The sequence below is a fragment of the Enterobacter chuandaensis genome, from assembly GCF_039718975.1.
GTDB lineage: Bacteria > Pseudomonadota > Gammaproteobacteria > Enterobacterales > Enterobacteriaceae > Enterobacter > Enterobacter chuandaensis.
The window spans coordinates 1,763,869-1,787,036 of the sequence record NZ_CP097173.1; the positions used below are offsets into that span (position 1 = coordinate 1,763,869).

The following is a 23,168-nucleotide window of genomic DNA, read 5'->3' on the forward strand; positions in this document are numbered from 1 at the left end:
TTAAATATGAATAAATTTGCGCCTTTAAGTCCAAAGGTCGCGGCGTTATTGCATGGCGCCGACTATAACCCGGAGCAATGGGAGAATTACCCCGGTATTATTGAAAAAGATATCGCCATGATGCAGCAGGCGAAATGTAATGTCATGTCGGTGGGGATATTTAGCTGGGCGAAACTGGAGCCTCACGAAGGGGAATATGATTTTGCCTGGCTGGACAGCATCATTGAAAAACTCTATTCGGCGGGCATTCACATATTTCTCGCTACGCCGAGCGGCGCGCGTCCGGCATGGATGTCGCAAAAATATCCGGAAGTGCTGCGCGTCGGGCGCAACCGCGTCCCCGCGCTGCACGGCGGGCGTCATAACCACTGCATGTCGTCTCCGGTCTACCGCGAAAAAACGATGAAAATTAACAGTCTGCTGGCGGCGCGTTATTCGCATCATCCGGCGGTGCTGGGCTGGCATATCTCCAATGAGTACGGCGGCGAATGCCACTGTAGCCTGTGCCAGGAACGCTTTCGCGACTGGCTAAAGGTGCGCTACAAAACCCTCGACGCGCTGAACCATGCGTGGTGGAGCACCTTCTGGAGCCATACCTACACCGACTGGTCGCAGATTGAATCCCCCGCGCCGCAGGGGGAAGTGTCGATTCACGGCCTGAATCTCGACTGGCGCCGCTTCAATACCGCGCAGGTCACCGATTTTTGCCAGCATGAAGTGGCGCCGCTGAAGGCCGCCAATGCCGAACTGCCGGTGACGACCAACTTCATGGAGTATTTCTACGATTACGACTACTGGCAACTGGCGAAAGCGATCGACTTCATCTCCTGGGACAGCTACCCGATGTGGCACAAGGAGAAAGACGAAACGCAGTTGGCCTGCTATACCGCCATGTACCACGACATGATGCGCAGCCTGAAGGGCGGTAAACCCTTTGTGCTGATGGAATCCACGCCGAGCACCACCAACTGGCAGCCGACCAGCAAGCTGAAAAAACCGGGGATGCATATTCTCTCCTCTCTTCAGGCGGTGGCGCACGGGGCGGATTCTGTGCAGTACTTCCAGTGGCGTAAGAGCCGCGGGTCGGTGGAGAAATTCCACGGTGCGATTATCGATCACGTGGGGCATCTTGATACCCGCGTCGGGCGCGAAGTGACGCGTCTGGGGGAGATGCTGGCGCGTCTGCCTGAGGTGGTGGGGGGCCGCACCGACGCGCGCGTGGCCATTATCTTTGACCAGCAAAACCGCTGGGCGCTGGACGATGCCGAAGGCCCGCGCAACGTGGGGCTGGAGTACGAAAAAACCGTCAACGAACATTATCGTCCGTTCTGGGAAAAGGGCATCGCGGTCGACGTCATCGACGCTGACGGCGATCTGAGCCGCTACGCGCTGGTGATTGCCCCCATGCTCTACATGGTGCGCGAAGGTTTCGCCGAACGGGCGGAAGCCTTTGTGGCCGCGGGCGGGCATCTGGTGACGACCTACTGGAGTGGGGTAGTTGATGAGACCGATCTCTGCCACCTCGGCGGTTTCCCGGGCCCGCTGCGCAAGCTCCTCGGCATCTGGGCTGAAGAGATTGACTGCCTGGGCGAGGGGGAGCGAAACCTGGTTCAGGGGCTGGCGGGCAATGCGGCGGGCCTGCAGGGGCCGTATCAGGTCAGGCATCTGTGCGAGCTGATCCATACTGAATCCGCGCAGGCGCTGGCGACCTACCGGGATGATTTCTACGCCGGTCGCCCTGCGGTGACGGTCAACCGCTTCGGCAAAGGCAAGGCGTGGCACGTGGCGTCGCGCAACGACCTGCCGTTCCAGCGCGATTTCTTCGCCGGGATTATCGACGAGCTGGCGCTGCCGCGTGCAGTCGAAGGGGAGCTCCCTCCGGGCGTGGTCGCGACGGCGCGCACGGATGGCGAAACCGCCTGGGTGTTTGTGCAGAACTACACGGCCCTGCAGCAGCTCATCACGCTGCCGCATGGGTATACCGACTGCATGACCGACGCCGCCGCTGTGGGCGATACCGTGCTGCTCCCCTGGGACTGCCGGGTGCTTAAGCGCAAAGCGTAGTGCGGTTTTATTGCCGGGTGGCGCTAGCGCTTACCCGGCCTACCCAACCCGTAGGCCCGTGCAAGCGAAGCGCCGCCGGGCAAAAAAGGCACAGAACGCCTGCTCTATGAGCGGGCATTTTTTTATCTGCATAACAGAGAGGCGTATTATGGACAGTCAAATTACCCAGCGTTTAATTCCGGCATTTGGCGGCGACGATAATATCGAGCACGTCGAAGCCTGTATTACCCGCCTGCGCGTGACGGTAAAAGATATAAATAAGGTTGATTCACAGGCGTTACAGAGTGAGGGGGCGCTGGGGGTGATTATTATCGGCCAGCAGGTGCACGCTATATTCGGCAGGCAGTCTGATACATTACGGAAATTATTAGACGAACATTTTAATCAGTAAATATAAAAAAGGGATAGCCAAAGTAATGGCTATCCCAAAGCAGTAAAATAGACTGCAGGTTGTTGGAGATACGATAACGATTTACGCAAATTATAAATTACGATTTACCACCAGGCCTCGACCTGCACACCGAAGTTCCAGGTATTGTTGGCCGTGCCATCCTCGAAGGATTGCCCTTTTTCGGAGTCATTCAGATAGGAGGCGAACACGCGCAGTTCAGGACGCGACATAAACTCTGGACCGTCTGCCAGGCCCAGCGCGAGAGTGTACTTCTCGCCGCTCTGCTTGTACTTAGCCCCGTCGGTGTAAGTCTCTTCCTGGTAGAATCCGCCCACTTCGCCAATCAGACGCACGTACTCGGTGAACTGATACTGCGCGCGGCCCACCAGCGATACCAGGCGTGATTTGTCCGTGTACTGCGTGGTGTCGTCTGCCGAGCCCCATGTCAGGACGTGGTTAAAGGAGAACTTATCGGTAATCGGAATTAAGCCGGTGTTAATCACGCGGTAGCCGGTGGCGTCGTTCACGTAGTTCCACATGTCGTACCAGCCCCCACCCTGTGACACCATGTTCTGAGCCAGACCTTTATTGGCATACTGCAGCACCAGCTTGTTATAGCCGCCAAACATATCCTGGCTGATCTCACCGGTGACCATCACACCGTTATCGGCCTCGTACAGCCCGCCGTACTCTTTCTGCTTGTTGGTCGGGTTTGGCATGGCGTAATCAATACCCACTTCCGTCCACGCGCCCGCCCACGGCTTCCAGCCCGCATAGCGAAGGTCGATGTAGTTGATGTTAACGTCGCTGTCGCCATCCACGCGGTAATCCACGTCGTTGGCATCGCCGCGGATCCACGCAACGGAGACTGCGCCCGGGCCAAGCGTGTAGTTCTCGATACCTGCACCGGAGCCGGAAATATTCCAGTATTTGGTATCGATGATGTGCAGGTCATGGCGCTGGTAGTAGCGCTTACCGCCCCAAATCACCGCATTGGGATCCCCGGGGATCAGCCCCTTGATCTGCAGGTTAAGCTGGCGCAGGCCGAACTGGGCATCGTCATCTAAGGTGGTTTCATTGTCGTTGGAGCCGTCTGAAACCATGCTCACCATGCTGTCGAGATAGAAACTGACGTCGTTCTTTTTGTATACCTCGGAGCCTAGCTCCAGCTCGCCGTAGGTGTCGGCCTCGTTACCCAGACGGCCAATTTTGTTTTTTTGCCACTCCTCCATCCCACCATCCCGTGAGACGCCCACGCCGGAGCGAAGATATCCATGAAAATCAATCGGTACTGAAGATGCTGCAAACAGCGAAGGAGATGCCAGCGCGGCAGCCAACGCAACAGATACAGAGCGGATCGTCGTGTTCATTGTAACCCTCTTATTGTTTTGTAATACGTTCACAAATACGCTGTCATAAAATGCCTAAACCCGTTAGCTGGCAATTAAGCGATCCGAAATGTGTGATTAACTGCAAATAAAATAGACAATTTTGTTACGAGTAATGAGATTGGACACAAATTATGGCATTGTGAGCGTCGTACTTTTTGACGGCGTTATGCCCGCAGCGAGAGGGTGGTAAGCGTTTTTTTTCAGCACCCCTGTTACAATCAGCGCATAACAACATAAGGAACCGGACCATGAAGTCGAAAAGCGCAACGTTAGAGGACGTGGCACGCCATGCGGGCGTCTCCTATCAGACCGTGTCCAGGGTACTGAATAAATCTGCCAATGTATCCGACGCCACGCGCAGCAATGTGGAGAAATCCATAGAGTTATTGCGGTATGTACCCAACCGACTGGCTCAGCAGTTGGTGGGCAAGCAGAGCCAGACCGTTGGGCTGGTGACCATTTCGCTGGCGCTGCACGCGCCTTCGCAGGTTGCGGCGGCGGTGAAACGCTATGCCAATCTGGAAGGCTACCAGGTACTGATCTCAATGATTGATGAGAACGTCAACCACAGCATCCAGGATTCCATCAACGAGCTGAAATCCCAGCTGGTGAGCAAAGTGATCATTAACGTGCCGCTGGAGGCTGATGCAGCGCAGAAAATCGCCGCTGACAACGACGACATTGTCTGCCTGTTCCTCGACGTGGACCCGTACAGTTCCGTGTTTAACGTTTCGTTTAACCCGGCGGACGGCACCCGCGCCAGCGTCAAATATCTTTATGAACTGGGGCATCGCGACATTGCCCTGCTGGCGGGGCCGGCATCTTCCGTGTCGGCACAGCTGAGGCTGAGAAGCTGGATCGAGACCCTGAAGGGCTACGGCCTGGAGCCAGCATCGGTTATTCGCGGCAACTGGGATGCGCAAAGCGGTTATTCGGGAGCCTTGCAAATGCTGCGGGAAACGGCGCAGTTTACCGCCGTGCTGGTGGCTAACGACCAGATGGCGCTCGGCGTGCTGAGCGCGTTCCATCAGCAGCAGATTTCAATTCCGGGCGAGAAGTCGGTGATTGGCTATGATGACACCTATGAAAGCTCGTTCTTCTACCCGGCGCTGACGACGGTATCGCTGGATTTAGATCTGCAGGGTAAAGAGGCAGTGCGCCGCATTCTCGACAGCTGTGAAGAGAGTGCCCAGCGCATGTCCTCGATTTTACCTGCCCGTCTGGTGGTGCGTCAGTCCACCGGGCCGAAAGGGGAGAAAGGGAAAAACCTGCAGGCGCTTGCCCAGCAGCTGCGTGAGATCGCGCAACAGCTCGGCGATGCGTAGCGAAGTGAGCACCTCAATCACGTCAATGAGGTGCTCGCAAGCTTACTCCAGCCCCAACGTATATTGTGCAATCTTAAAGTAGATAATCAGCCCGGTACCGTCGATAAGCGTCGCGATAAACGGCGCGGAGACGACCGCCGGGTCAATGCCGCAGCGCTTGAGCACCATCGGAATCACTGACGACACAATCGCGCTCCAGAGCGTAATGCACACCAGCGTCAGGCTGACGATAAGCGTGATTTCCAGCCCAATCCCCATCATCCAGGCGCGGATGCACCCGGCAATACCGAGCGTGACGGCAATCATCAGCGAGGTGGTCATCTCTTTTCGCAGCACGCGGCCCACGTCGAGCAGATGGACTTCCCCCAGCGCCATGGCGCGCACCAGCGTGGAGGTGATCTGCGTTCCGCTGTTGCCGCCCGTGCCGATCAGCAGCGGAATGAAGAATGCCAGCGCGATGGCGGATTCCAGCGCCTCTTCAAAATGCTGGATCACCGAGCTGGTGTAGGCTTCCGCGACAAACAGCAGCAGCAGCCAGACGGAGCGTTTCTTCCACAGGCTGAAGGCGCTGGTTTCCAGATAGGGCTTCTCCAGCGGCAGCGTCGCCCCCTGAAGCTGAGCATCTTCGGTGACATCATCTTCCAGCAGATGGGCGATTTCGCGCTCGGTCAGGCAGCCGACGAGCTTGCCGTGGGTGACCACGGGCACTACATCTGCGCCGCCGTGCGCCAGCAGTCCGGCAACATCGGCACGTTCATCCTCCGGTTTGACCTGCAAAAATTGTGAAATCATCAGGCTTTTAATTGGCTGCACGGTATCCGTGACCTGCAATAATTTGCGCACCGCAATCATGCCCGCCAGGCGACCCTGGTCTTCAATAAAAATATGCGACGGAATATCATCGTCTTTTAATTTTTCGAAAAATTGCTCGCGCGCCAGCGCCACGCATAATGAAATATCAAGGACGATAAAATCGGTATTCATATATTGCGCTACCGCGCTGTCATTGAATGCCAGGTTTTGGTTGTGAATAGCGTAAGACATAGTGAATTCCCTTTGAATAATAACATCTCTCAGGGGCGAGCAAGACAGGGCATGTCGAAGAGGAGATCCCCACGTCCTGGGTTCAGCACTGTACACCGTATCCCGCAAGGGAAGTTATACTGACAAAGCCTTGATTCGACAGTGCCTGTTTTACCCTGTGCCGGTTCTCTCGAACCCACCAGAGCGATAACGTGTATTTGTACAGGAGCCTCGCCATAACGAGATCGTTGTAAAGCGTGAGGGATAATACACTTATTTAATTTCACCGCTCAGAAAATTAAATAATGTTTAAGAACGGTTTAGATGAATCTTATTAATAAAATGTTGAGGGTTTATTTAAGGTTATTCCTTTTAAATAGAGGATTGATTAACGGGGGAAGGAAAATGGCGTGGTTTGATAATTTGCTGAATCATTTTGCGCATTATCCGGCACATCTGTTCGCGCTGTTATTCGTGATGGCGCTGAGCAAGTCCACGGTACTGATCTCCTCCGTGCTGCCGCCCGCCTCGGTGATGCTGCTGGCGGGTATCGGCGTCAGCCAGGGGAGTATGCATCCCGCGCTGGCGTGGCTCGCCGTGGTGCTGGGGGCATCGGCGGGTTCGGCGCTGAATTACCATATCGGCCAGCTGATGGGGCACACCCGGCTGGTCGCGCGCTTTACGTCGAAGCATGCCGCTACGTTTTTACGGATTCAGCATCAGCTGCAAAAGAACGGCGTCATCGTACTGTTTACGTCGCGCTTTCTGGCGGTGTTGCGTTATGTTGTGCCGCTGGCAGCGGGGATGCTCAGGCTGAACGCCGTCAAGGTCTACGCCGTCAGCCTGCTTTCCGCCTGCGCATGGGCGGCGCTGTATGTCGGCGCGGTCACCGGCATCAGCGCCTTTTGAGTTACAGACTCCCCATTCCGCCGTCCACCAGCAGCTCCGTTCCTGGCGTGTAGCTCGACTCGTCTGACGCCAGACTACGCTTTAACGTAGCGCGGTGCCGGAATCCCGGTGCGCGCGCTGTTAAACAGCTCAAGGCGTGCCGCTTCGTAGCGAGTCCACAAGGTGGCGTCATGCATCGGCGGAATAGTGATTGTTTCGCCCTGATCCAGACCCGCCAGCGACGCATCCACCATATCGTCGGTGGTCATCACCGACCCTTCCGGCAGGTCGTTCACCGTAACCCCTGAATGGCTCCAGATCTCCGTCGCGGTAGCGGCGGGCAGTACGGCCTGAATACGCACGTTGCTGTCGGTAAATTCTTCCTGTAACCCACGAGTAAAGCTCAACACCCACGCTTTAGTGGCGCTGTAGAGCGCGCTGCCCGCGCGGACATGGAGCGATAACACCGAGGCGATATTGATCAGCGTCCCACGATTGTTCTGCGCCAGGCGGGGCAGGATGGCGTAGGTCAGACGCATCAGCGCCGTGGTGTTGAGGGTGTTGATGGCCTGATGCTGCGCCACATCGCCCGCGAGGAACGGGGCCATCTGCGCGGTGCCCGCGTTGTTTACCAGCGTATCGATGGCGGTATTGCGGCGCAGCTCATTTTCCACGACGCGGATCCCGGCTTCATCGCTGAGATCGGCCACCAGAATATCGACGGCCACGCCGTAGCGCGTGCGCAGGTCGGCGGCGAGGGTTTTCAGGCGATCCTCGCGGCGGGCGACCAGCACCAGGTTAGCGCCGCGCGCGGCAAGACGATCGGCATAGACGGCACCAATCCCGGAAGAGGCACCCGTGATCAGGGCTGTGGTGATTTGCGTAGTCATCGTGTATTACCTCAAAGCAAAGTGGGTTATTTGGTTTCAATATGAAACTTAATTAACTCTCTGCTATTTGGTTTTATAATGCAACCAATTTACTGGGCATTTTGTGCTTTTGCCGTCTGGAACGATCAGGAGGGGAGTTTAGCCACGATCTCTTCAGGCGTCAGCTGGCTCCCATCGTCGGCGATAAGCGCCAGCTTGCGCAGGGGTTTGCGTTGTTCGCTATCGACGAGAACGGTGCCGCATTCGTTTTCAGCAAACAGGAATTCATTGCCCCACTGGGAGAGGGCAACCAGCACCGTCTGGAGCGCGCGTCCCTTGTCGGTCAGGACGTATTCCTGCCAGGCGCTGCCGTCGGAGGCGGGCTGAAGCCGAAGGATGCCTTCGTCGACCAGCAGTTTTAGCCGCGAGGTGAGCATGTTTTTCGCGATACCGAGGCTTTTCTGAAACTCGCCGAAGCGTTTAACTCCGCGCAGCGCGTCGCGAACGATCAGCAACGACCACCAGTCGCCGATGATATCCAGCGAACGGGCGACGGGGCAGGTACTCTCTTCAAGGCGGGTGCGTTTCACAGTCAGGTCTCCGGTCAGGTATGGTTTTATTATAAAACTAATTGGCACACCGCGTAAGCACGTTAATCATCAGTTTGAGAAATGCTTCCCGGAAAATTGTCACGAATCTGTCACACTGAACGCGACATTTTAAAACGAGTGAGGAATTAGGGATGAGAAAAGCACTACTCGCGCTGGCAGTCGCCGGTTCCATTTCAGCAACGTTTGGCGTGCAGGCACAAGAGACGCCGGAAGGGTATCAGCTGGAGCAAGTTTTAATCATGAGCCGCCATAACCTGCGCGCGCCGCTCGCCAATAACGGCAGCGTGCTGGAGCAGTCCACGCCGAAGCAGTGGCCGGAGTGGGAGGTGCCGGGCGGTCAGCTCACCACCAAGGGCGGCGTGCTGGAAGTCTATATGGGCCATTATATGCGCGAGTGGCTGGCGAAGCAGGGGATGGTGAAGACGGGAGAATGCCCAGCGGCGGATAGCGTTTATGCTTACGCCAACAGCCTGCAGCGTACCGTTGCCACCGCGCAGTTCTTTATCACCGGCGCGTTCCCGGGCTGCGACGTTCCTGTGCACCACCAGGAAAAGATGGGCACCATGGACCCAACCTTTAATCCGGTGATTACCGATAACTCGCCGGAATTCCGCGAAAAAGCGCTGAAAGCGATGGAGACCGAGCGGCAGAAAATGCAGCTCGCAGAAAGCTATAAGCTGCTTGAGCAGATGACGAATTACGCGGATTCCCCATCCTGCAAAGAGAAAAAAGTCTGCTCGCTGGCGGACGCGAAAGATACCTTCAGCGCCGACTATGAAAAAGAGCCTGGCGTATCCGGGCCGCTGAAGGTGGGTAACTCGCTGGTGGACGCGTTCACGCTGCAGTATTACGAAGGCTTCCCGGCCGACCAGGTGGCCTGGGGGGAAATCAAAACCGACCAACAGTGGCGCGTGCTGTCGAAGCTGAAGAACGGCTATCAGGACTCGCTGTTTACCTCCACCGAGGTGGCGCAAAACGTGGCGAAGCCGCTGGTGAAGTACATTGATAAAACCCTGGTCACCGAACAGGCGAAAGCGCCTAAGATAACCCTGCTGGTGGGGCATGACTCAAACATTGCTTCCCTGCTGACGGCCCTGGATTTCAAACCGTATCAGCTGCACGACCAGCAGGAGCGCACGCCGATTGGCGGCAAAATTGTCTTCCAGCGCTGGCACGACAACAATGCCAACCAGGATCTGATGAAAATTGAGTATGTCTACCAGAGCTCAGAGCAGCTGCGTAACGCCAGCGTGCTGTCGCTGCAGTCGCCCGCGCAGCGCGTGACGCTGGAGCTGAAAGGGTGTCCAGTGGATGCGAACGGCTTTTGTCCGGTCGATAAATTCAATGCGGTCATGAATAACGCGGCGAAATAAAAGGGAACCCCCCGCGTGATGGCGGGGGGAAAACGCTTAGACGTTTTTACGTTCGATGGTTTGCTCGCCCCAGAAGAGCGAGTCTTTGTCCGTTTTTTCGAAGGCGCGCACCAGCACCTCATCACTACCTTCTTCCCAAATCTGCTCGGCCAGCTTTTCATCGTACTTTGCGACTTCAAAGATGGCTTCGGCAATCTCCGGAGAGGTATTGCGTAAACTTGCCCATTCACCCACGCGGTGAGCTTTGGATTCTTGAGTTGGCATGCTTGTCCTCCTGTTGGGTGTTAGCCGTTCAGTTTTTTGGCGAGACCCGCGACGTATTCACCCTGATAGCGGGCGATAGAGAGTTCTTCATTGCTTGGCTGACGTGAGCCGTCTCCACCGGCAATGGTGGTTGCGCCGTACGGCGTACCGCCGCGCACCTGGGAAACGTCAAACAGCTCCTGCGCGCCGTAGCCAATCGGCACAATCACCATCCCATGATGAGCAAGGGTAGTCCAGGTTGAGGTGATCGTCTGCTCCTGACCGCCGCCGGTGCCGGTAGAGCTGAATACGCTGGCGAGTTTGCCGTAGAGCGCCCCGGATGCCCAGAGCCCGCCGGTTTGATCGAGGAAGGTACGCATCTGGCCCGACATATTGCCGAAGCGGGTCGGGGTGCCGAAGATAATGGCATCATAATCCGCCAGCTCCTGCGGGGTGGCAACGGGGGCATTTTGTGTTTTCCCCCCGGCTTTGGCGAACGCTTCCGCCTGCATGGTTTCCGGTACGCGTTTTACCACAACCTCAACGCCGTCCACTCTGTTTGCGCCTTCTGCTACCGCGTGAGCCATGGTTTCAATGTGTCCATACATGGAATAATAGAGCACCAGAACTTTTGCCATTTTGCATCACTCCTCGTTGGTTTTTCTGACAGCGGATCGCTGCGTTCTTTTAAAGATATGACATCACAGCCAGACTGCAAAAATGAACGGCATTTCTTTGATTTATAACAACATGGTTACAATAAGGTGCTGTAGCAAAATGAAACAACTTTCTGGACGCCGAATTTTGAAATGATAAGAAAGGCTTATGGATTTCCGTCGCGTTTTCTCACCCGAAAGGCTGAGATCATGTTGCAGGATATTACCTGCGGCTTGCCGGATAGCCTCAGTCCACTAAGCTTAGTTTCACGCGGCACAGATAAAGGCCCTGTCCTTTAGCCGCGCGGTGAAAGAATCCTCTTTTACTGAATGCAATATGATGTCTAATGTTTCACACTCTGGAGGTTAGAGATGGCAAACCATCGTGGTGGTTCAGGTAATTTCGCTGAAGACCGTGAAAGAGCATCAGAAGCAGGTCGTAAAGGTGGCCAGTCTAGCGGGGGTAACTTCAAAAATGACCCTCAGCGTGCATCAGAGGCTGGTAAAAAAGGGGGTAAAAACAGCCACGGCAGCAACAAGTAGTACGCCGGGTTAACTCCCTGCCGCCGGGTTTCCCGGCGGTTTTTTTATTTCTGCAACATTGAACTGTAACCAAAGGCAACGCACACTACAGAATTGTTCTCACTTGCTGGTGTCGCATGTCTGTTTCACGTTTTAAATTCTCCGTAAAACCGCAGGAAGCCATCCTGATTCTCATCACCATGTTCTGGGGTGGGACCTTTCTTGCCGTCCAGTACGCGGTGTCCCTCAGCGATCCGTTCTTTTTTGTCGGCCTGCGCTTTGCGACAGCGGCGATAGCCGTTGGGCTGATCTCCCTTAAAACGCTGCGGGGTCTGACGCTGAAAGAGCTTAAAGCGGGCGTAGCGATTGGGGTGGCGATAGCGATGGGCTACAGCCTGCAGACGTGGGGATTGCAGACCATCTCCAGCAGTAAATCCGCCTTTATTACCGCCATGTACGTACCGCTGGTGCCGCTATTGCAGTGGCTCTGTCTCGGCAGAATTCCGGGCCTGATGTCGTGCGTCGGCATCGTGCTGGCGTTTATCGGCCTGATTTTATTAGCCGGGCCGGAGAACAACCTGCTGGCGCTGGGGCCGGGGGAGATCATTACCCTCGTCGGGGCAATTGCTATTGCGGCGGAAATTATTCTGATCAGCGCCTGGGCGGGCAACGTGGACGTTAAGCGCGTGACGGTGGTGCAGCTCGCCACCGCGTCGCTGGTGGCGTTTGCGACGATGGTTCCGGCAGGCGAGTCCGTGCCGCCGATGTCCACGGGGCTGGTGGTGGTCGCGCTGGGGCTGGGGATCTTCAGCGCCATTATTCAGGTGACCATGAACTGGGCGCAGCGCAGCGTATCGCCAACGCGCGCGACGGTGATTTATACCGGCGAACCGGTGTGGGCGGGTATTTTCGGACGACTCGCTGGCGAGCGTTTGCCGCTGCTGGCGCTGGCTGGCGCGGCGTTTATTGTCGTCGGCGTGCTGGTGAGCGAGTTAAAGCTCAAGCGGAAGAAAAACGCGCTGCCAGAAAATGACAGCGCGACGTTAAATCACGAATCCTGATGCACGACGGCGCCCTGCGGCGCGGCGGCCATCCGGCGGCTCAGCAGGGCGTTAAGCACGATCGCGCCGAAGGTCGCCGTACCAATCCCGCCAATCGTAAACCCGCCCAGCGTCAGGGCAAAATCGCCCGCGCCCAGCACCAGCGTGACGGCCACCATGATCAGGTTGCCGTTCTGGCTGAGATCGACCCGGTGCTGCACCCAGATGTGCGCTCCGGCCACGGCGATCAGCCCGAACACCACAATCGATGCCCCGCCGATGACCGGTGACGGAATGGTGTGGATCAGCGCGCCGAACTTCGGTGAGAAACCAAGCAGCATCGCCATTACCGCCGCCGCCACGAAAACCAGCGTGGAGTAAACTTTAGTCACCGCCATCACGCCGATGTTTTCCGCGTAGGTGGTCACGCCGCTGCCGCCCACGGAACCGGAGAGCATGGTCGCCAGACCGTCGCCGACGAACGCGCGGCCCATATACGGATCCATGCTGCGTCCGGTCATTCCCGCCACGGCCTTCAGGTGCCCTAAGTTCTCTGCCACCAGGATCACTGCGACAGGCGCGATAAGCATCATCGCCTGGGTATTAAAGGTGGGCGAGGTCACCTGCGGCAGACCGAACCAGGCGGCCTGATGCAGCAGGGTAAAATCGACCGGCTTGCCCATGCCGAACACGTTCGCCAGCAGGGCGTAGATCAGGCAGGCGACAATCAGCCCGACCAGAATCAGCAGCCGCTGGATCATGCCCCGCGTGAACACCGCCACCAGGCCGATGCACAGCACGGTGATCACCGCCATCCAGCTTTCAAACGGCGAAGCGGAGACGCTTTTTACTGCAATCGGCGCGAGGTTAAGGCCGATCGCCATCACCACCGCGCCGGTGACGACGGGAGGCATCATCCGTTCGATCCAGCGCGTGCCGATCTTCATTACCACCAGGCCAATCAGGGTATAGACCAGCCCACAGGCGATGATGCCACCGAGGGCCACGCTCAGGTTGGGGTTGATCCCCTGGCCGTTAAACCCGGTGGTAGCGATAACGACGCCCACAAAGGCAGCGCTGGATCCGAGATAGCTGGGCACGCGCCCGCCGGTGACGAAAAAGAACAGCAGGGTGCCGATACCCGACATCAGAATAGACAGGTTGGGATCGAGCCCCATCAGCATCGGCATCAGCACCGTCGCGCCGAACATGGCGACCGCATGCTGGACGCCCATCACCATCGTCTGCCCGAGCGGGAGGCGTTCATCCGGCGCGACCACGCCTGCTTCTGTGGAGGTCGATTTCAACTGCCAGTGGGGAAATCCGAACATGGTCTGTCTCCTTAAAGCGCCTTAGCAGGCGGGTCGCATAAGCGCGTGGTAGCCGCGGTCAAACCACACCAGACCTTGCGGCTCGGGGTGGCGAATAATGGAAACGATGTCGCAAAACAGAATGTCGTGGGTACCGACGCTCACCACCTGGCTGATGCGGCAGTCAAACGAGGCCAGCGCATCCTCCAGACGCGGGCAGCCCGTGTCGCCCGTCTGCCAGCGGGCGGCGGCAAAGCGCTCGTCCATCGGCGTTTTGCCGCCAAACAGATTGGATAAAGGCTCCTGTCCGGCGCTCAGGGTATTCACGCACAGGGTGCGGTTTTCGCTGAACGTGGGCCAGACCGACGCGCCGCGGTTCAGGCACACCAGCAGGGTGGGAGGGGAATCCGTGACGCTGCATACCGCGCTGGCGGTAAAGCCCGCCATCCCCGCCGGGCCGTCGGTGGTGATGATGTTGACCGCCGCGCCAACGCATGCCATGGCGTCGCGAAAGGTTTGTTTATCCGGTGTCGTCATAATCGCTCCTTACGCCAGCCCGCAGGCATCGTCGAAGTCCAGACGCGGCAGGCGCCCGTAAAGTTTGCGGGTATCGCCGTAGCCAATGTTGATCAGCAGATTGCTTTTAAGCGTGGTGCCGGTGAAAAAGGCCTCGTCGACCTTTTGGCGGTCGAAGCCCGACATCGGGCCGGTATCCAGCCCGAGCGCGCGACAGGCGAAAATCAGGTACGCGGCCTGCATTGCGCTGTTGCGAAAGGCGGTCTCTTCCGCATGCGCGGGGCTGGTGGTAAACCAGCTCTTTGCATCGCCGTGCGGGAACAGCTCGGGCAGGCGCTCGAAGAATTCCCCGTCCCAGGCCACGATGGCCGTAACCGGGGCGGTGAGCGTTTTCTCGAGGTTGCCGCTGGAGAGCGCCGGGCGCAGCTTCTCTTTTCCCTCTGCGCTTCGCACAAACACAATCCGCGCCGGGGAGCAGTTGGCGGACGTTGGCCCCCATTTCATCAGGTCATAAATCTCGCGTAGCGTCTCGTCGCTGACCGGCAGATCCTGCCAGCCGTTGTGGGTGCGGGCGCCGGTGAACAGCGTTTCCAGCGCGGCGGGGGTAATGGCTTCGCTCATTAAAGCTCCTTATAAAGCGTGTTCATGGCTGTGCAGCAGGCTGGCAAGCCCGTTCAGCAGCAGGGTGTTAAAGGTGTCCGGCTCGGTGACGTTGCAGGCATGCCCGCCCTGGCGCATGACCGTTTTGTGGGCGTGCGGGAGGGCGGTGTGCAGTTCAGCGGAACAGACGGACGGCACCAGCATGTCGTCGGCGGAACAGATAATGTGAACCGGGCAGCGAATACGTGCGGCATGGCGGCAGAAGTCGGCTTTTTTCAGGGCGCTGAGCCTGCGCAGCAGGTTGCTTTTGCCCTGGAAATGGGCCAGCGCCAGCGCTTCTTCGGCCTCCAGACGCGGCGCGCGGGCGGCCATCCAGTCTGCCGGGTAGAGAAACAGCGGCTGCGCCTCGACCCACGCCTGCGCGCCGCCGGAATGCAGCAGCCGCTCGCGAACGTCAAAACAGCGGCGGGTGTGGGCATTGAGGGTCAGCCAGCCGTTGACGCACACCAGCGCGGTGAGTGAATCGGGCCTGTCGAGCGCCAGCTGCAGGCCGACCAGCGCCCCCAGCGCGTGCCCGACGACGCTGTAGCGCGCAATGCCTGCGTCAGCCAGCGCCTGGGCCAGCTCGTCCGCCATCTGCGCAAGGCTGTACCCTTCTGGCAGGGTGTCAGGGTTATTGCCCGTTCCCCGCTGGTCATAGCACACCACCTGATATTCCGGTTCAAGCGCGGCCTGCTGGGGCAGCCAGTAGCTGCCGCTGCCCCCGAGTCCGGCAATCAGCACCACCACGGGCGCGCCCTCGAACGGGGGCGGCGAGACGGAAAGTTTCATGGCTGCCTCACTTCGCGATGTGCGCAACGGTGGCGATCTCAACCAGCGCGTCCGGTTTTACCAGCCCGCACTGAATGCAGAACCGCGCCGGTTTATCGCCGGGGAAGAACTCGGCGTAGATTTCGTTAATCGCGGCGTAGTTTTTCCAGTCGGTGATAAAGATGCTGTTGAAGGTCACGTCCTCCATGGTGCCACCCGCCGTTTCGATCACGGTTTTGATCGTTTCCAGCACGTGGCGGGTTTGCGCCTTTGGGTCGTTGATAAACACCACGTTGTTGTCTTTATCAAACGGCAGCGTGCCGGAGACATACACCACGCCGTCGGCGAGGGTGCCGGGAACAAACGGGGCAATGGGTGTGCTGGTGCCCGGCGGAATAATCACGGATTTCGGCATCAGGCGTCTCCTCAGGCGATACGGGCGAGCGGCGGGGTCAGGGCGTCGCAGAAATCGGCAACGTTACTGACCCAGCCAAAAAAGGTTTCGATATTGAACAGGGCGGCTTTCTGGGCGAACTCCGGCCCGGCCTGATGGGTCGCGTCCTCCAGCACCACGCCGAAATACTCAAGGAAAAAGCCGTCGCGCAGGGTCGACTCCACGCAGACGTTGGTGGCGATACCGGTGAAGACCAGATGGCGAATGCCCCGGCTGCGCAGCAGGCTGTCGAGCGGGGTGTTGAAAAAGCCGCTGTAGCGCGGTTTCGGCAGGACGATATCGCCCGCCTGCGGTACCAGCTCGTCCACCAGCTGATAGTCCCAGCCGCCTTTGGCCAGCAGCTTGCCCTGCAGGTCTGGGTTTTTGCGCATGGTTTTCAGGGCGTTGGACTTGTGGAAGTTGGGCGAGCCGGGGCCGCCGGCCTCAACGTACTGGTCATCCCAGCCGTTCTGGAACCAGATGATGAGCATGCCCGCCGCGCGCGCGGCGGCGACGGCGGTTTTAATGTTCGCGATCACGGGCTGGGTGGCGGAGACGTCGAACCCCGCCAGATCCAGATAGCCGCCCTTGCTGGCGTAGGCGTTTTGCATGTCCACCACGATCAGCGCGCTCTGCTGCGGCGCAAAGGTGATGGCTTCCGGGCGAGCGTTTAAGGTCGTCATTACGCCACCTCCTTCGTGACGGCAGGGATATGGGCGCGGCACTGCATCAGCGGCTGAATGCGTTCGCCGAAGGTCTCCACGCCAGTGAGGAAATCATCGAAGGTCAGCAGGACGCCCTCCGCGCCGGGTACGGCCGCCACTTCGTCGAGCATTCTGGCGACGCTGGCATACGAGCCAACCAGCGTGCCCATGTTGATATTGACGGCGGAGGTCGGGTCGGCCATCTGGCGCACGTTGGTGTCCGCGCCGGAACGGGTGTCCTTCTGGCTCTGCTCGGTCAGCCAGCTCAGGGCTTCGTCGTCAGCGCCGTCCTTATACCGCTCCCATTTGGCGCGCGCGGCGTCGTCGGTTTCATCGGCAATGACCATGAACAGCACGTAGGAGCCCACGTCGCGCCCGGTCTTGTCGGCGGCCTCTTTCATTCGCGCGGCGGTCGGGGCGAAGGCGGCAGGGGTGTTAACGCCTTTGCCGAAGCAGAAGTTGAAGTCGGCGTATTTGGCGGAAAATTCCATCCCCGCGTCGCTCTGCCCGGCGCAAATCACCTTCATCGGCACCGACGGCTGCGGGCTGACGCGGCAGTCGTTCATGGTGAAGAAGTCACCCTTGAAATCGCTTTTTCCGGTGCCCCACAGGTCGCGCAGCACCTGCACGTATTCGGTCAGGTAGTCGTAGCGCCGCGAGAAATAATCGTCGCCCGGCCAGAGCCCCATCTGCTCGTACTCCGGCTTTTGCCAGCCGGTGACCAGGTTAACGCCAAAGCGGCCGCCGGAGATGGAGTCGATGGTCGAGGCCATGCGCGCCACGATCGCGGGCGGCAGGGTGAGGGTGGCCGCGGTGGCGTAGATTTGGATCCGCGAGGTGACCGCGGCCAGCCCGGCCATCAGGGTGAAGGACTCCAGGTTGTGGTCCCAGAATTCAGTTTTGCCGCCGAAGCCGCGCAGCTTGATCATCGAAAGCGCAAAGTCGAAATGGTAGTGCTCCGCCTTCTGCACGATGGCTTTATTCAGCTCAAAGGTCGGCATGTATTGCGGTGCAGTGGTCGAGATAAGCCAGCCGTTGTTGCCGATGGGTACAAATACGCCAATTTTCATCACGAACCTCTCTTCATTACGTCGCAGGTGTAACGGTGGTTTTGCAAAGGCAGTGCCAGTTTTGAAAATGGCTGTGTTATTAATGTGTTAATCAGAAGTTGGGGAGTTGATGCCGCTAAAAGTGGACTAAATGGTCAAAAACATTGCACAGAAAACAGGCACTCATGCGCGATGGGAGTGCAGAATGTCGTGGCGAGACGGGGGTTTTGCTATGCTGAGGGCAACGCAGAATAAGGAGAGCGGGAATGGCACAAGGCGCAGTGAAAACACCAGGTAAACGTTCGCAGGCGGTGAGCGCTAAGAAACAGGCGATCCTCAGCGCGGCGCTGGAGACCTTTTCACAGTTTGGCATTCACGGCACGCGCCTGGAGCAGGTGGCGGAGCAGTCTGGCGTGTCTAAAACCAATCTTCTCTATTACTACCCCTCGAAAGAGGCGCTGTACGTGGCGGTGATGCAGCAGATTCTCGATATCTGGCTGGCGCCGCTTAAGGCGTTTCGCGAAGAGCTGGCCCCGCTGGTGGCGATCGAGGAGTACATACGCCTGAAGCTGGAGGTATCGCGTGATTACCCGCAGGCATCAAGGCTGTTCTGCCTGGAGATGTTGCAGGGCGCGCCGCTGTTGCAGGCGGAGCTGACCGGCGATTTAAAGCAGCTGGTGGACGATAAATCGGCCATTATTGCCGGATGGGTCGCCAGCGGAAAACTGGCGCCCGTCGATCCGCATCATCTGATCTTCATGATTTGGGCCTCAACCCAGCACTACGCTGACTTCGCGGCCCAGGTCGAGGCGGTGACCGGTAAAACGCTCCAGGACGAGGCGTTTTTCCAGAGTACGCTGGATAACGTGCAGCGGATGATTATCGAAGGGATCCGTGTGCGCTAATCAGCCGGTTGGAAAGGGCAGCTTAAATTGCCCTCTTCACACTGCATCAACGAGGCCAGAAAGGCTTCGCGCTCCGCTGTTTTCTCCGTCAGGCACTGGTTGATAATCATCGGCTGAATAGTGCCACCTTCGGTTCCTGAACCCATCAATTTACAGTCTGCGTCACGCAGGGCGATCCACGCCTGCTGCGCCTTTTTCAGCAGGTCGCGCTGAGGGGCTGCCGCGCGTTTGATGGCGGCCTGGTACGTCTGGTTGAGCTTTTTATCCGCAGCCTGGTACTGCTCTGCCGCACAGGCACTGAGTTCTGTCTGGGTGGTCGCTTTGTCGTACTCGTCGGCCAGCGCGCTGGCGCTGAGCAGCAGTGCCGCACCGGCGATAAGATATCGTTTCATATACTCCTCAATAAAATAAGGCTCCGTCTCCGGAGCCTTATTAGCACAGCGTTAGCCTATTGTCATCAGGCTGGCGTTACCGCCCGCCGCCGCGGTGTTGACGCTGAGCGAGCGCTCCACGTACAGACGCTCCAGCAGCAGGTTGGTTTCCCCGCGCGCAAAGCCCTGCACCGAAACAATCGCGCCGCTGCGGGCCGCGACCTGCTCGCACAGTTCGCGCAACTGGTCGGAATCACCGTGGTAAATCACCGCGTCAAACGGCTGGGTCAACAGGGCATCGGCCTTCGCAAAGCGAATGCGGGCCGAGACTGCTTTCGGCAGCTGTTTGGCGAGGTCGCGATGCAGCGCATCTTCCGGCCACAGCACTTCACAACCGGTTGCCATCGCCGCGGCCAGTTGCACCAGCGCGTCCTGCTCGTTATCCGCCACGCACAGCACGCGCTCGCGCGGCATCAGCGTCCAGGTGTTGCGCTCGCCGGTTGGCCCCGGCAGCAGACGCTGGGTGCCAGCCTGCGCCAGTTCGCCGTACTGCCGGGCAACCGCACGCAGCTCAGGACGTTTTTCCGCCCAGGCGATCAGCGCCTCCAGCGGCTGGGTCAGCACGGTTTTCACCTGCGTATCCACCGGATAGTGTGCGTCCTGGCGCGCCAGCGTTACGCCCAGCGCGTTTTCCGGACGGTTCGCCAGCAGGCGGTACAGGTAGAGCGGGCCGCCCGCTTTCGGGCCGGTGCCGGAGAGACCTTCACCGCCGAACGGCTGCACGCCCACGACCGCGCCAACCATGTTGCGGTTGACGTACAGGTTGCCGACTTTGGCCGTGCCGGTGACCTGCGCAATGGTCTCGTCGATACGGGTATGCACGCCGAGCGTCAGGCCGTAGCCGGAGGCGTTGATCTGATCGATAAGCTCGTTCAGGTTGTTACGGTTGTAGCGCACCACGTGCAGTACCGGACCGAAGACCTCTTTTTTCAGCTCGTCAAAGCTTGCCAGCTCAATCAGCGTAGGCGGCACGAAGGTGCCGGTCTGCCACTCGCGGGCATCTTCGCTGTTCTCGCGCACCGCCTGGAATACCGGACGGCCTTTGGCGCGCATGGTCTGAATGTGGTTTTCAATGTTGGCTTTGGCTTCCGCGTCGATCACCGGCCCGATGTCGGTGGTGAGACGGCCCGGGTTGCCCATGCGGCATTCGGCCATCGCACCGCGCAGCATCTTCAGCGTGTGGTCTGCCACGTCGTCCTGCAGGCACAGCACGCGCAGGGCGGAGCAGCGCTGACCGGCGCTGTCGAAGGCGGAGGCCAGCACGTCGACCACCACCTGCTCGGTGAGTGCGGAGGAGTCAACGATCATGGCGTTCATGCCGCCGGTTTCGGCGATGAGCGGGGTAGGACGGCCCTGCGCATCCAGACGGGTAGCAATGTTGCGCTGCAGCAGGGAGGCTACTTCGGTCGAACCGGTAAACATCACGCCGCGCACGCGATTATCGGAGGTCAGTTTGGCGCCGACGGTTTCACCGCGGCCCGGCAGCAGCTGGACCACGCCCGCCGGCACGCCTGCCTCCAGAAGAATGTTGATGCCCTGGGCGGCAATCAGCGGGGTCTGCTCTGCCGGTTTTGCCAGCACGCTGTTGCCTGCGGCAAGCGCGGCGGCTATCTGGCCGGTGAAGATCGCCAGCGGGAAGTTCCACGGGCTGATACACACGACCGGACCCAGCGGACGGTGGGTTTCGTTATCGAAATCATCGCGTACCTGACCGGCGTAGTAGTGCAGGAAGTCGACGGCCTCGCGCACTTCGGCGATGGCGTTGCTGAAGGTTTTACCCGCTTCGCGCACCAGAATGCCGATGAGCGACTGCATCTGATCTTCCATCAGTACCGCCGCGCGTTCCAGAATCGCGGCACGCTCCTGCGGCGGGGTGGCGAACCAGATTGGCGCGTTGTTCACCGCACTCTCCAGCGCCTGGTCCACTTCCGCTTCGGTGGCTTCACGCACGTAGCCAACGATATCCTTCGGCTCTGCAGGGTTGATCACCGGCTGCATGTCGCCGTCCTCGACGGCCTGCTCCAGAATCGGTTTGGCCTGCCACTTCTGCAATGCGCTGTTGAGCAGGGCAGAGGAGAGGGACGCCAGACGGTGTTCGTTGGCCAGATCCAGACCGGCTGAATTGACGCGGCCTTCGCCATACAGTTCGCGCGGCAGGGCAATCTTCGGATGCGGCAGGCCAATCTGGCCTTCCAGCGCCGCCATCTTCTCTACGGCCTGCACCGGGTCGGCCACCAGTTCGTCCAGCGGCAGGGTGGTATCGGCGATGCGGTTAACAAAGGAGGTATTCGCGCCGTTTTCCAGCAGACGACGCACCAGGTACGCCAGCAGGGTTTCGTGGGTTCCCACCGGGGCATAGATGCGGCAAGGGCGGTTCAGCTTGCCGTCCGCCACTTTACCGGTTACCTGCTCGTACAGCGGTTCACCCATGCCGTGCAGGCACTGGAATTCATACTGGCCCGGATAGTAGTTCTGACCCGCCAGGCTGTAAATCGCCGCCAGGGTATGTGCGTTGTGGGTCGCGAACTGAGGATAGATCAGGTTCGGCACGCCGAGCAGCTTTTTCGCGCAGGCGAGGTAAGAGACGTCGGTATAGACCTTGCGGGTATAGACCGGATAGCCTTCCAGCCCTTCCATCTGGGCGCGTTTGATTTCGCTGTCCCAGTAGGCACCCTTCACCAGGCGGATCATCAGGCGACGGCGGCTGCGGCTTGCCAGGTCGATCAGGTAGTCAATGACGAACGGACAGCGTTTCTGGTAGGCCTGGATAACGAAGCCAATGCCGTTCCAGCCTGCCAGCTCCGGCTCGAAGCACAGTTTTTCCAGCAGGTCGAGGGAGATCTCCAGACGGTCGGCCTCTTCGGCGTCGATGTTAATGCCGATGTCGTACTGGCGCGCCAGCAGGGTCAGGGACTTCAGGCGCGGATAAAGCTCTTCCATTACGCGGTCGTACTGCGCGCGGCTGTAGCGCGGGTGCAGGGCGGAAAGCTTAATAGAGATGCCCGGGCCTTCATAAATACCGCGACCGTTGGAGGCTTTACCAATGGCGTGGATCGCCTGCTGGTAAGAGACCATATAGGCCTGCGCGTCGGCGGCGGTCAGCGCCGCTTCGCCCAGCATGTCGTACGAGTAGCGGAAACCTTTATCTTCCAGCTTGCGGGCGTTCGCCAGCGCTTCGGCAATGGTCTCCCCGGTAACGAACTGCTCGCCCATCAGGCGCATCGCCATGTCCACGCCCTTGCGGATCAGCGGCTCGCCGCTCTTGCCGATGATGCGGTTCAGGGAGCGTGACAGGTTGGCTTCGTTATGGGTGGAGACCAGCTTGCCGGTAAACAACAGGCCCCAGGTGGCGGCGTTGACGAACAGCGACGGGCTGCGGCCAATGTGGGAGTGCCAGTTGCCGTTGCTGATCTTGTCGCGGATCAGCGCGTCGCGGGTGGCTTTATCCGGAATACGCAGCAGCGCTTCCGCCAGGCACATCAGCGCCACGCCTTCCTGTGAGGAGAGGGAGAACTCCTGCAGCAGGCCCTGCACCATCCCGGCGCGGCCGGTGGCGGTTTTCTGGTTGCGCAGCTTGTCGGCTAACTGATACGCCAGGCTGTGCGCCTGGGCGGCAATGGCTTCCGGCAGGCGGGCCTGCTCCAGCAGCATCGGCACGGCGTCGGTTTCGGCGCGGCGGTAAGCCCCGGTAATGGCGGCGCGGCTGACGGACTGCGGCAGGATCTGCTCGGCAAATTCGAGGAACGGCTGGTGGTTCTCTTCCACCGCCGTCGCGGCGTCTTCGCTTTCGTTCGCTGCACCCGCCAGCAGGGCAGGCAGCTCCGGCAGGCCGTCTTCGCTCTCCAGCCTTTCCAGATAGTTAAAAATGGCCTGCTTGATTAGCCAGTGCGGTGTGCGGTCAATGCGGGTTGCTGCGGTCTTAATCCGTTCGCGGGTTGCGTCATCCAGCTTCACCCCCATGGTGGTCATCCCCATGCCAAAACTCCTGTTGTTCTGTAATAGCGTTCTGTTGAT

Annotated in this window: 23 protein-coding genes and 1 riboswitch; of the genes, 8 read left to right on the forward strand and 15 right to left on the reverse strand. The window is 59.0% G+C overall.

The genetic code is table 11. The features are described from left to right. Positions 1-6: 6 nt before the first annotated feature. Together MX657_RS08445 and MX657_RS08450 are read left to right on the forward strand one after the other, a co-directional pair. Positions 7-2,064 (forward strand): beta-galactosidase, encoded by a 2,058-nt coding sequence (locus MX657_RS08445; RefSeq protein WP_346808070.1) that lies wholly within the window; start codon positions 7-9, stop codon positions 2,062-2,064. 148 nt (positions 2,065-2,212) lie between these two features. After that, the gene (locus tag MX657_RS08450; protein WP_346808072.1) at positions 2,213-2,455 is read left to right on the forward strand and encodes a PTS transporter subunit EIIB; all 243 of its coding nucleotides are present in this window, start codon (positions 2,213-2,215) and stop codon (positions 2,453-2,455) included. Positions 2,456-2,559: 104 nt separating this feature from the next. Here MX657_RS08450 and MX657_RS08455 read toward each other — a convergent pair whose 3' ends face one another. Then, positions 2,560-3,825 (reverse strand): maltoporin, encoded by a 1,266-nt coding sequence (locus MX657_RS08455; protein WP_119914892.1) that lies wholly within the window; start codon positions 3,823-3,825, stop codon positions 2,560-2,562. A gap of 269 nt (positions 3,826-4,094) precedes the next feature. Here MX657_RS08455 and MX657_RS08460 point away from each other — a divergent pair, with 269 nt between their 5' ends. Beyond that, on the forward strand, positions 4,095-5,171 hold the full coding sequence (locus tag MX657_RS08460) for a LacI family DNA-binding transcriptional regulator (protein ID WP_346808074.1): 1,077 nt from the start codon (positions 4,095-4,097) through the stop codon (positions 5,169-5,171). Between the two features lie 42 nt (positions 5,172-5,213). On the opposite strand, the gene MX657_RS08465 is transcribed toward MX657_RS08460, so the two are convergent. Further along, on the reverse strand, positions 5,214-6,215 hold the full coding sequence (locus tag MX657_RS08465; RefSeq protein WP_346808076.1) for a magnesium transporter: 1,002 nt from the start codon (positions 6,213-6,215) through the stop codon (positions 5,214-5,216). Between the two features lie 60 nt (positions 6,216-6,275). Beyond that, a riboswitch (M-box (ykoK) riboswitch) is annotated at positions 6,276-6,445 on the reverse strand. A 154-nt stretch (positions 6,446-6,599) separates the two neighbouring features. Between MX657_RS08465 and MX657_RS08470 the strand changes: the two genes are divergently transcribed. Next, positions 6,600-7,103 (forward strand): DedA family protein, encoded by a 504-nt coding sequence (locus MX657_RS08470; protein WP_119914890.1) that lies wholly within the window; start codon positions 6,600-6,602, stop codon positions 7,101-7,103. 74 nt (positions 7,104-7,177) lie between these two features. Here the strand turns inward: MX657_RS08470 and MX657_RS08475 are convergent, their stop codons facing one another. Both MX657_RS08475 and MX657_RS08480 read right to left on the reverse strand, forming a co-directional pair. Continuing rightward, complete coding sequence (locus MX657_RS08475; protein ID WP_346808078.1) at positions 7,178-7,972, reverse strand: SDR family NAD(P)-dependent oxidoreductase; 795 nt, start codon at positions 7,970-7,972, stop codon at positions 7,178-7,180. Between the two features lie 125 nt (positions 7,973-8,097). After that, positions 8,098-8,541: a winged helix-turn-helix transcriptional regulator gene (locus MX657_RS08480; protein WP_119914888.1), complete on the reverse strand. Its 444-nt coding sequence runs from the start codon at positions 8,539-8,541 to the stop codon at positions 8,098-8,100. Between the two features lie 152 nt (positions 8,542-8,693). Between MX657_RS08480 and agp the strand changes: the two genes are divergently transcribed. Beyond that, on the forward strand, positions 8,694-9,935 hold the full coding sequence (gene agp / locus MX657_RS08485) for a bifunctional glucose-1-phosphatase/inositol phosphatase (RefSeq protein WP_119914887.1): 1,242 nt from the start codon (positions 8,694-8,696) through the stop codon (positions 9,933-9,935). A gap of 36 nt (positions 9,936-9,971) precedes the next feature. Here the strand turns inward: agp and MX657_RS08490 are convergent, their stop codons facing one another. Together MX657_RS08490 and wrbA are read right to left on the reverse strand one after the other, a co-directional pair. Continuing rightward, positions 9,972-10,199 (reverse strand): YccJ family protein, encoded by a 228-nt coding sequence (locus MX657_RS08490; protein WP_014883300.1) that lies wholly within the window; start codon positions 10,197-10,199, stop codon positions 9,972-9,974. Positions 10,200-10,219: 20 nt separating this feature from the next. Next, positions 10,220-10,816 (reverse strand): NAD(P)H:quinone oxidoreductase, encoded by a 597-nt coding sequence (gene wrbA / locus MX657_RS08495; RefSeq protein WP_006809323.1) that lies wholly within the window; start codon positions 10,814-10,816, stop codon positions 10,220-10,222. A 390-nt stretch (positions 10,817-11,206) separates the two neighbouring features. Here wrbA and MX657_RS08500 point away from each other — a divergent pair, with 390 nt between their 5' ends. Then, positions 11,207-11,377, forward strand: a complete 171-nt coding sequence (locus tag MX657_RS08500) for a general stress protein (RefSeq protein WP_001273664.1) — start codon at positions 11,207-11,209, stop codon at positions 11,375-11,377. Between the two features lie 116 nt (positions 11,378-11,493). Then, complete coding sequence (locus MX657_RS08505; RefSeq protein WP_119914886.1) at positions 11,494-12,417, forward strand: DMT family transporter; 924 nt, start codon at positions 11,494-11,496, stop codon at positions 12,415-12,417. Here MX657_RS08505 and rutG read toward each other — a convergent pair. The 7 genes from rutG to rutA are packed head-to-tail and all read right to left on the reverse strand — an operon-like array spanning position 12,405 to position 17,839. Then, on the reverse strand, positions 12,405-13,727 hold the full coding sequence (gene rutG, locus MX657_RS08510; RefSeq protein WP_346808083.1) for a pyrimidine utilization transport protein G: 1,323 nt from the start codon (positions 13,725-13,727) through the stop codon (positions 12,405-12,407). The genes MX657_RS08505 and rutG overlap by 13 nt on opposite strands. Positions 13,728-13,748: 21 nt before the next feature. Next, entirely contained in the window at positions 13,749-14,243 is a 495-nt protein-coding gene (rutF, locus tag MX657_RS08515) for an NADH-dependent FMN reductase RutF (RefSeq protein ID WP_119914884.1), read from the reverse strand. A gap of 9 nt (positions 14,244-14,252) precedes the next feature. Further along, a complete protein-coding gene (locus MX657_RS08520) occupies positions 14,253-14,843 on the reverse strand; it encodes a malonic semialdehyde reductase (RefSeq protein ID WP_346808085.1) in 591 nt (196 codons plus the stop codon). Between the two features lie 9 nt (positions 14,844-14,852). Further along, positions 14,853-15,653 (reverse strand): pyrimidine utilization protein D, encoded by an 801-nt coding sequence (gene rutD, locus MX657_RS08525; protein ID WP_265194120.1) that lies wholly within the window; start codon positions 15,651-15,653, stop codon positions 14,853-14,855. 7 nt (positions 15,654-15,660) lie between these two features. Next, on the reverse strand, positions 15,661-16,047 hold the full coding sequence (gene rutC / locus MX657_RS08530) for a pyrimidine utilization protein C (protein WP_008499822.1): 387 nt from the start codon (positions 16,045-16,047) through the stop codon (positions 15,661-15,663). An 11-nt stretch (positions 16,048-16,058) separates the two neighbouring features. Then, positions 16,059-16,748, reverse strand: coding sequence for a pyrimidine utilization protein B (gene rutB, locus MX657_RS08535; RefSeq protein WP_119914881.1), 690 nt, complete (start codon positions 16,746-16,748; stop codon positions 16,059-16,061). After that, complete coding sequence (gene rutA / locus MX657_RS08540; protein ID WP_041910549.1) at positions 16,748-17,839, reverse strand: pyrimidine utilization protein A; 1,092 nt, start codon at positions 17,837-17,839, stop codon at positions 16,748-16,750. Before rutA ends, rutB begins: the two co-directional genes overlap by 1 nt. Positions 17,840-18,084: 245 nt before the next feature. On the opposite strand from rutA, the gene rutR reads away from it, so the two are divergent. Further along, a complete protein-coding gene (gene rutR / locus MX657_RS08545) occupies positions 18,085-18,723 on the forward strand; it encodes an HTH-type transcriptional regulator RutR (RefSeq protein WP_346808089.1) in 639 nt (212 codons plus the stop codon). Here rutR and MX657_RS08550 read toward each other — a convergent pair. Then, positions 18,720-19,115, reverse strand: coding sequence for a lysozyme inhibitor LprI family protein (locus MX657_RS08550; protein WP_346808091.1), 396 nt, complete (start codon positions 19,113-19,115; stop codon positions 18,720-18,722). The genes rutR and MX657_RS08550 overlap by 4 nt on opposite strands. Before the next feature lie 51 nt (positions 19,116-19,166). Next, positions 19,167-23,129 carry a trifunctional transcriptional regulator/proline dehydrogenase/L-glutamate gamma-semialdehyde dehydrogenase gene (gene putA / locus MX657_RS08555; RefSeq protein ID WP_346808093.1) on the reverse strand — a complete coding sequence of 1,321 codons (3,963 nt, stop codon included), beginning with the start codon at positions 23,127-23,129 and terminating at the stop codon, positions 19,167-19,169. Between the last annotated feature and the right edge of the window lie 39 nt (positions 23,130-23,168).

Coding starts and splice junctions, on each gene's coding strand:
- wrbA (WP_006809323.1), bottom strand. CDS start 10,816: ATGGCAAAAGTTCTGGTGCTCTATTATTCCATGTATGGACACATTGAA.
- rutB (WP_119914881.1), bottom strand. CDS start 16,748: ATGACGACCTTAAACGCTCGCCCGGAAGCCATCACCTTTGCGCCGCAG.
- MX657_RS08460 (WP_346808074.1), top strand. CDS start 4,095: ATGAAGTCGAAAAGCGCAACGTTAGAGGACGTGGCACGCCATGCGGGC.
- MX657_RS08445 (WP_346808070.1), top strand. CDS start 7: ATGAATAAATTTGCGCCTTTAAGTCCAAAGGTCGCGGCGTTATTGCAT.
- rutF (WP_119914884.1), bottom strand. CDS start 14,243: ATGACGACACCGGATAAACAAACCTTTCGCGACGCCATGGCATGCGTT.
- MX657_RS08450 (WP_346808072.1), top strand. CDS start 2,213: ATGGACAGTCAAATTACCCAGCGTTTAATTCCGGCATTTGGCGGCGAC.
- MX657_RS08520 (WP_346808085.1), bottom strand. CDS start 14,843: ATGAGCGAAGCCATTACCCCCGCCGCGCTGGAAACGCTGTTCACCGGC.
- rutG (WP_346808083.1), bottom strand. CDS start 13,727: ATGTTCGGATTTCCCCACTGGCAGTTGAAATCGACCTCCACAGAAGCA.
- MX657_RS08550 (WP_346808091.1), bottom strand. CDS start 19,115: ATGAAACGATATCTTATCGCCGGTGCGGCACTGCTGCTCAGCGCCAGC.
- MX657_RS08470 (WP_119914890.1), top strand. CDS start 6,600: ATGGCGTGGTTTGATAATTTGCTGAATCATTTTGCGCATTATCCGGCA.
- MX657_RS08500 (WP_001273664.1), top strand. CDS start 11,207: ATGGCAAACCATCGTGGTGGTTCAGGTAATTTCGCTGAAGACCGTGAA.
- MX657_RS08490 (WP_014883300.1), bottom strand. CDS start 10,199: ATGCCAACTCAAGAATCCAAAGCTCACCGCGTGGGTGAATGGGCAAGT.
- MX657_RS08505 (WP_119914886.1), top strand. CDS start 11,494: ATGTCTGTTTCACGTTTTAAATTCTCCGTAAAACCGCAGGAAGCCATC.
- rutC (WP_008499822.1), bottom strand. CDS start 16,047: ATGCCGAAATCCGTGATTATTCCGCCGGGCACCAGCACACCCATTGCC.
- MX657_RS08475 (WP_346808078.1), bottom strand. CDS start 7,972: ATGACTACGCAAATCACCACAGCCCTGATCACGGGTGCCTCTTCCGGG.
- rutR (WP_346808089.1), top strand. CDS start 18,085: ATGGCACAAGGCGCAGTGAAAACACCAGGTAAACGTTCGCAGGCGGTG.
- MX657_RS08465 (WP_346808076.1), bottom strand. CDS start 6,215: ATGTCTTACGCTATTCACAACCAAAACCTGGCATTCAATGACAGCGCG.
- MX657_RS08455 (WP_119914892.1), bottom strand. CDS start 3,825: ATGAACACGACGATCCGCTCTGTATCTGTTGCGTTGGCTGCCGCGCTG.
- rutD (WP_265194120.1), bottom strand. CDS start 15,653: ATGAAACTTTCCGTCTCGCCGCCCCCGTTCGAGGGCGCGCCCGTGGTG.
- agp (WP_119914887.1), top strand. CDS start 8,694: ATGAGAAAAGCACTACTCGCGCTGGCAGTCGCCGGTTCCATTTCAGCA.
- putA (WP_346808093.1), bottom strand. CDS start 23,129: ATGGGGATGACCACCATGGGGGTGAAGCTGGATGACGCAACCCGCGAA.
- rutA (WP_041910549.1), bottom strand. CDS start 17,839: ATGAAAATTGGCGTATTTGTACCCATCGGCAACAACGGCTGGCTTATC.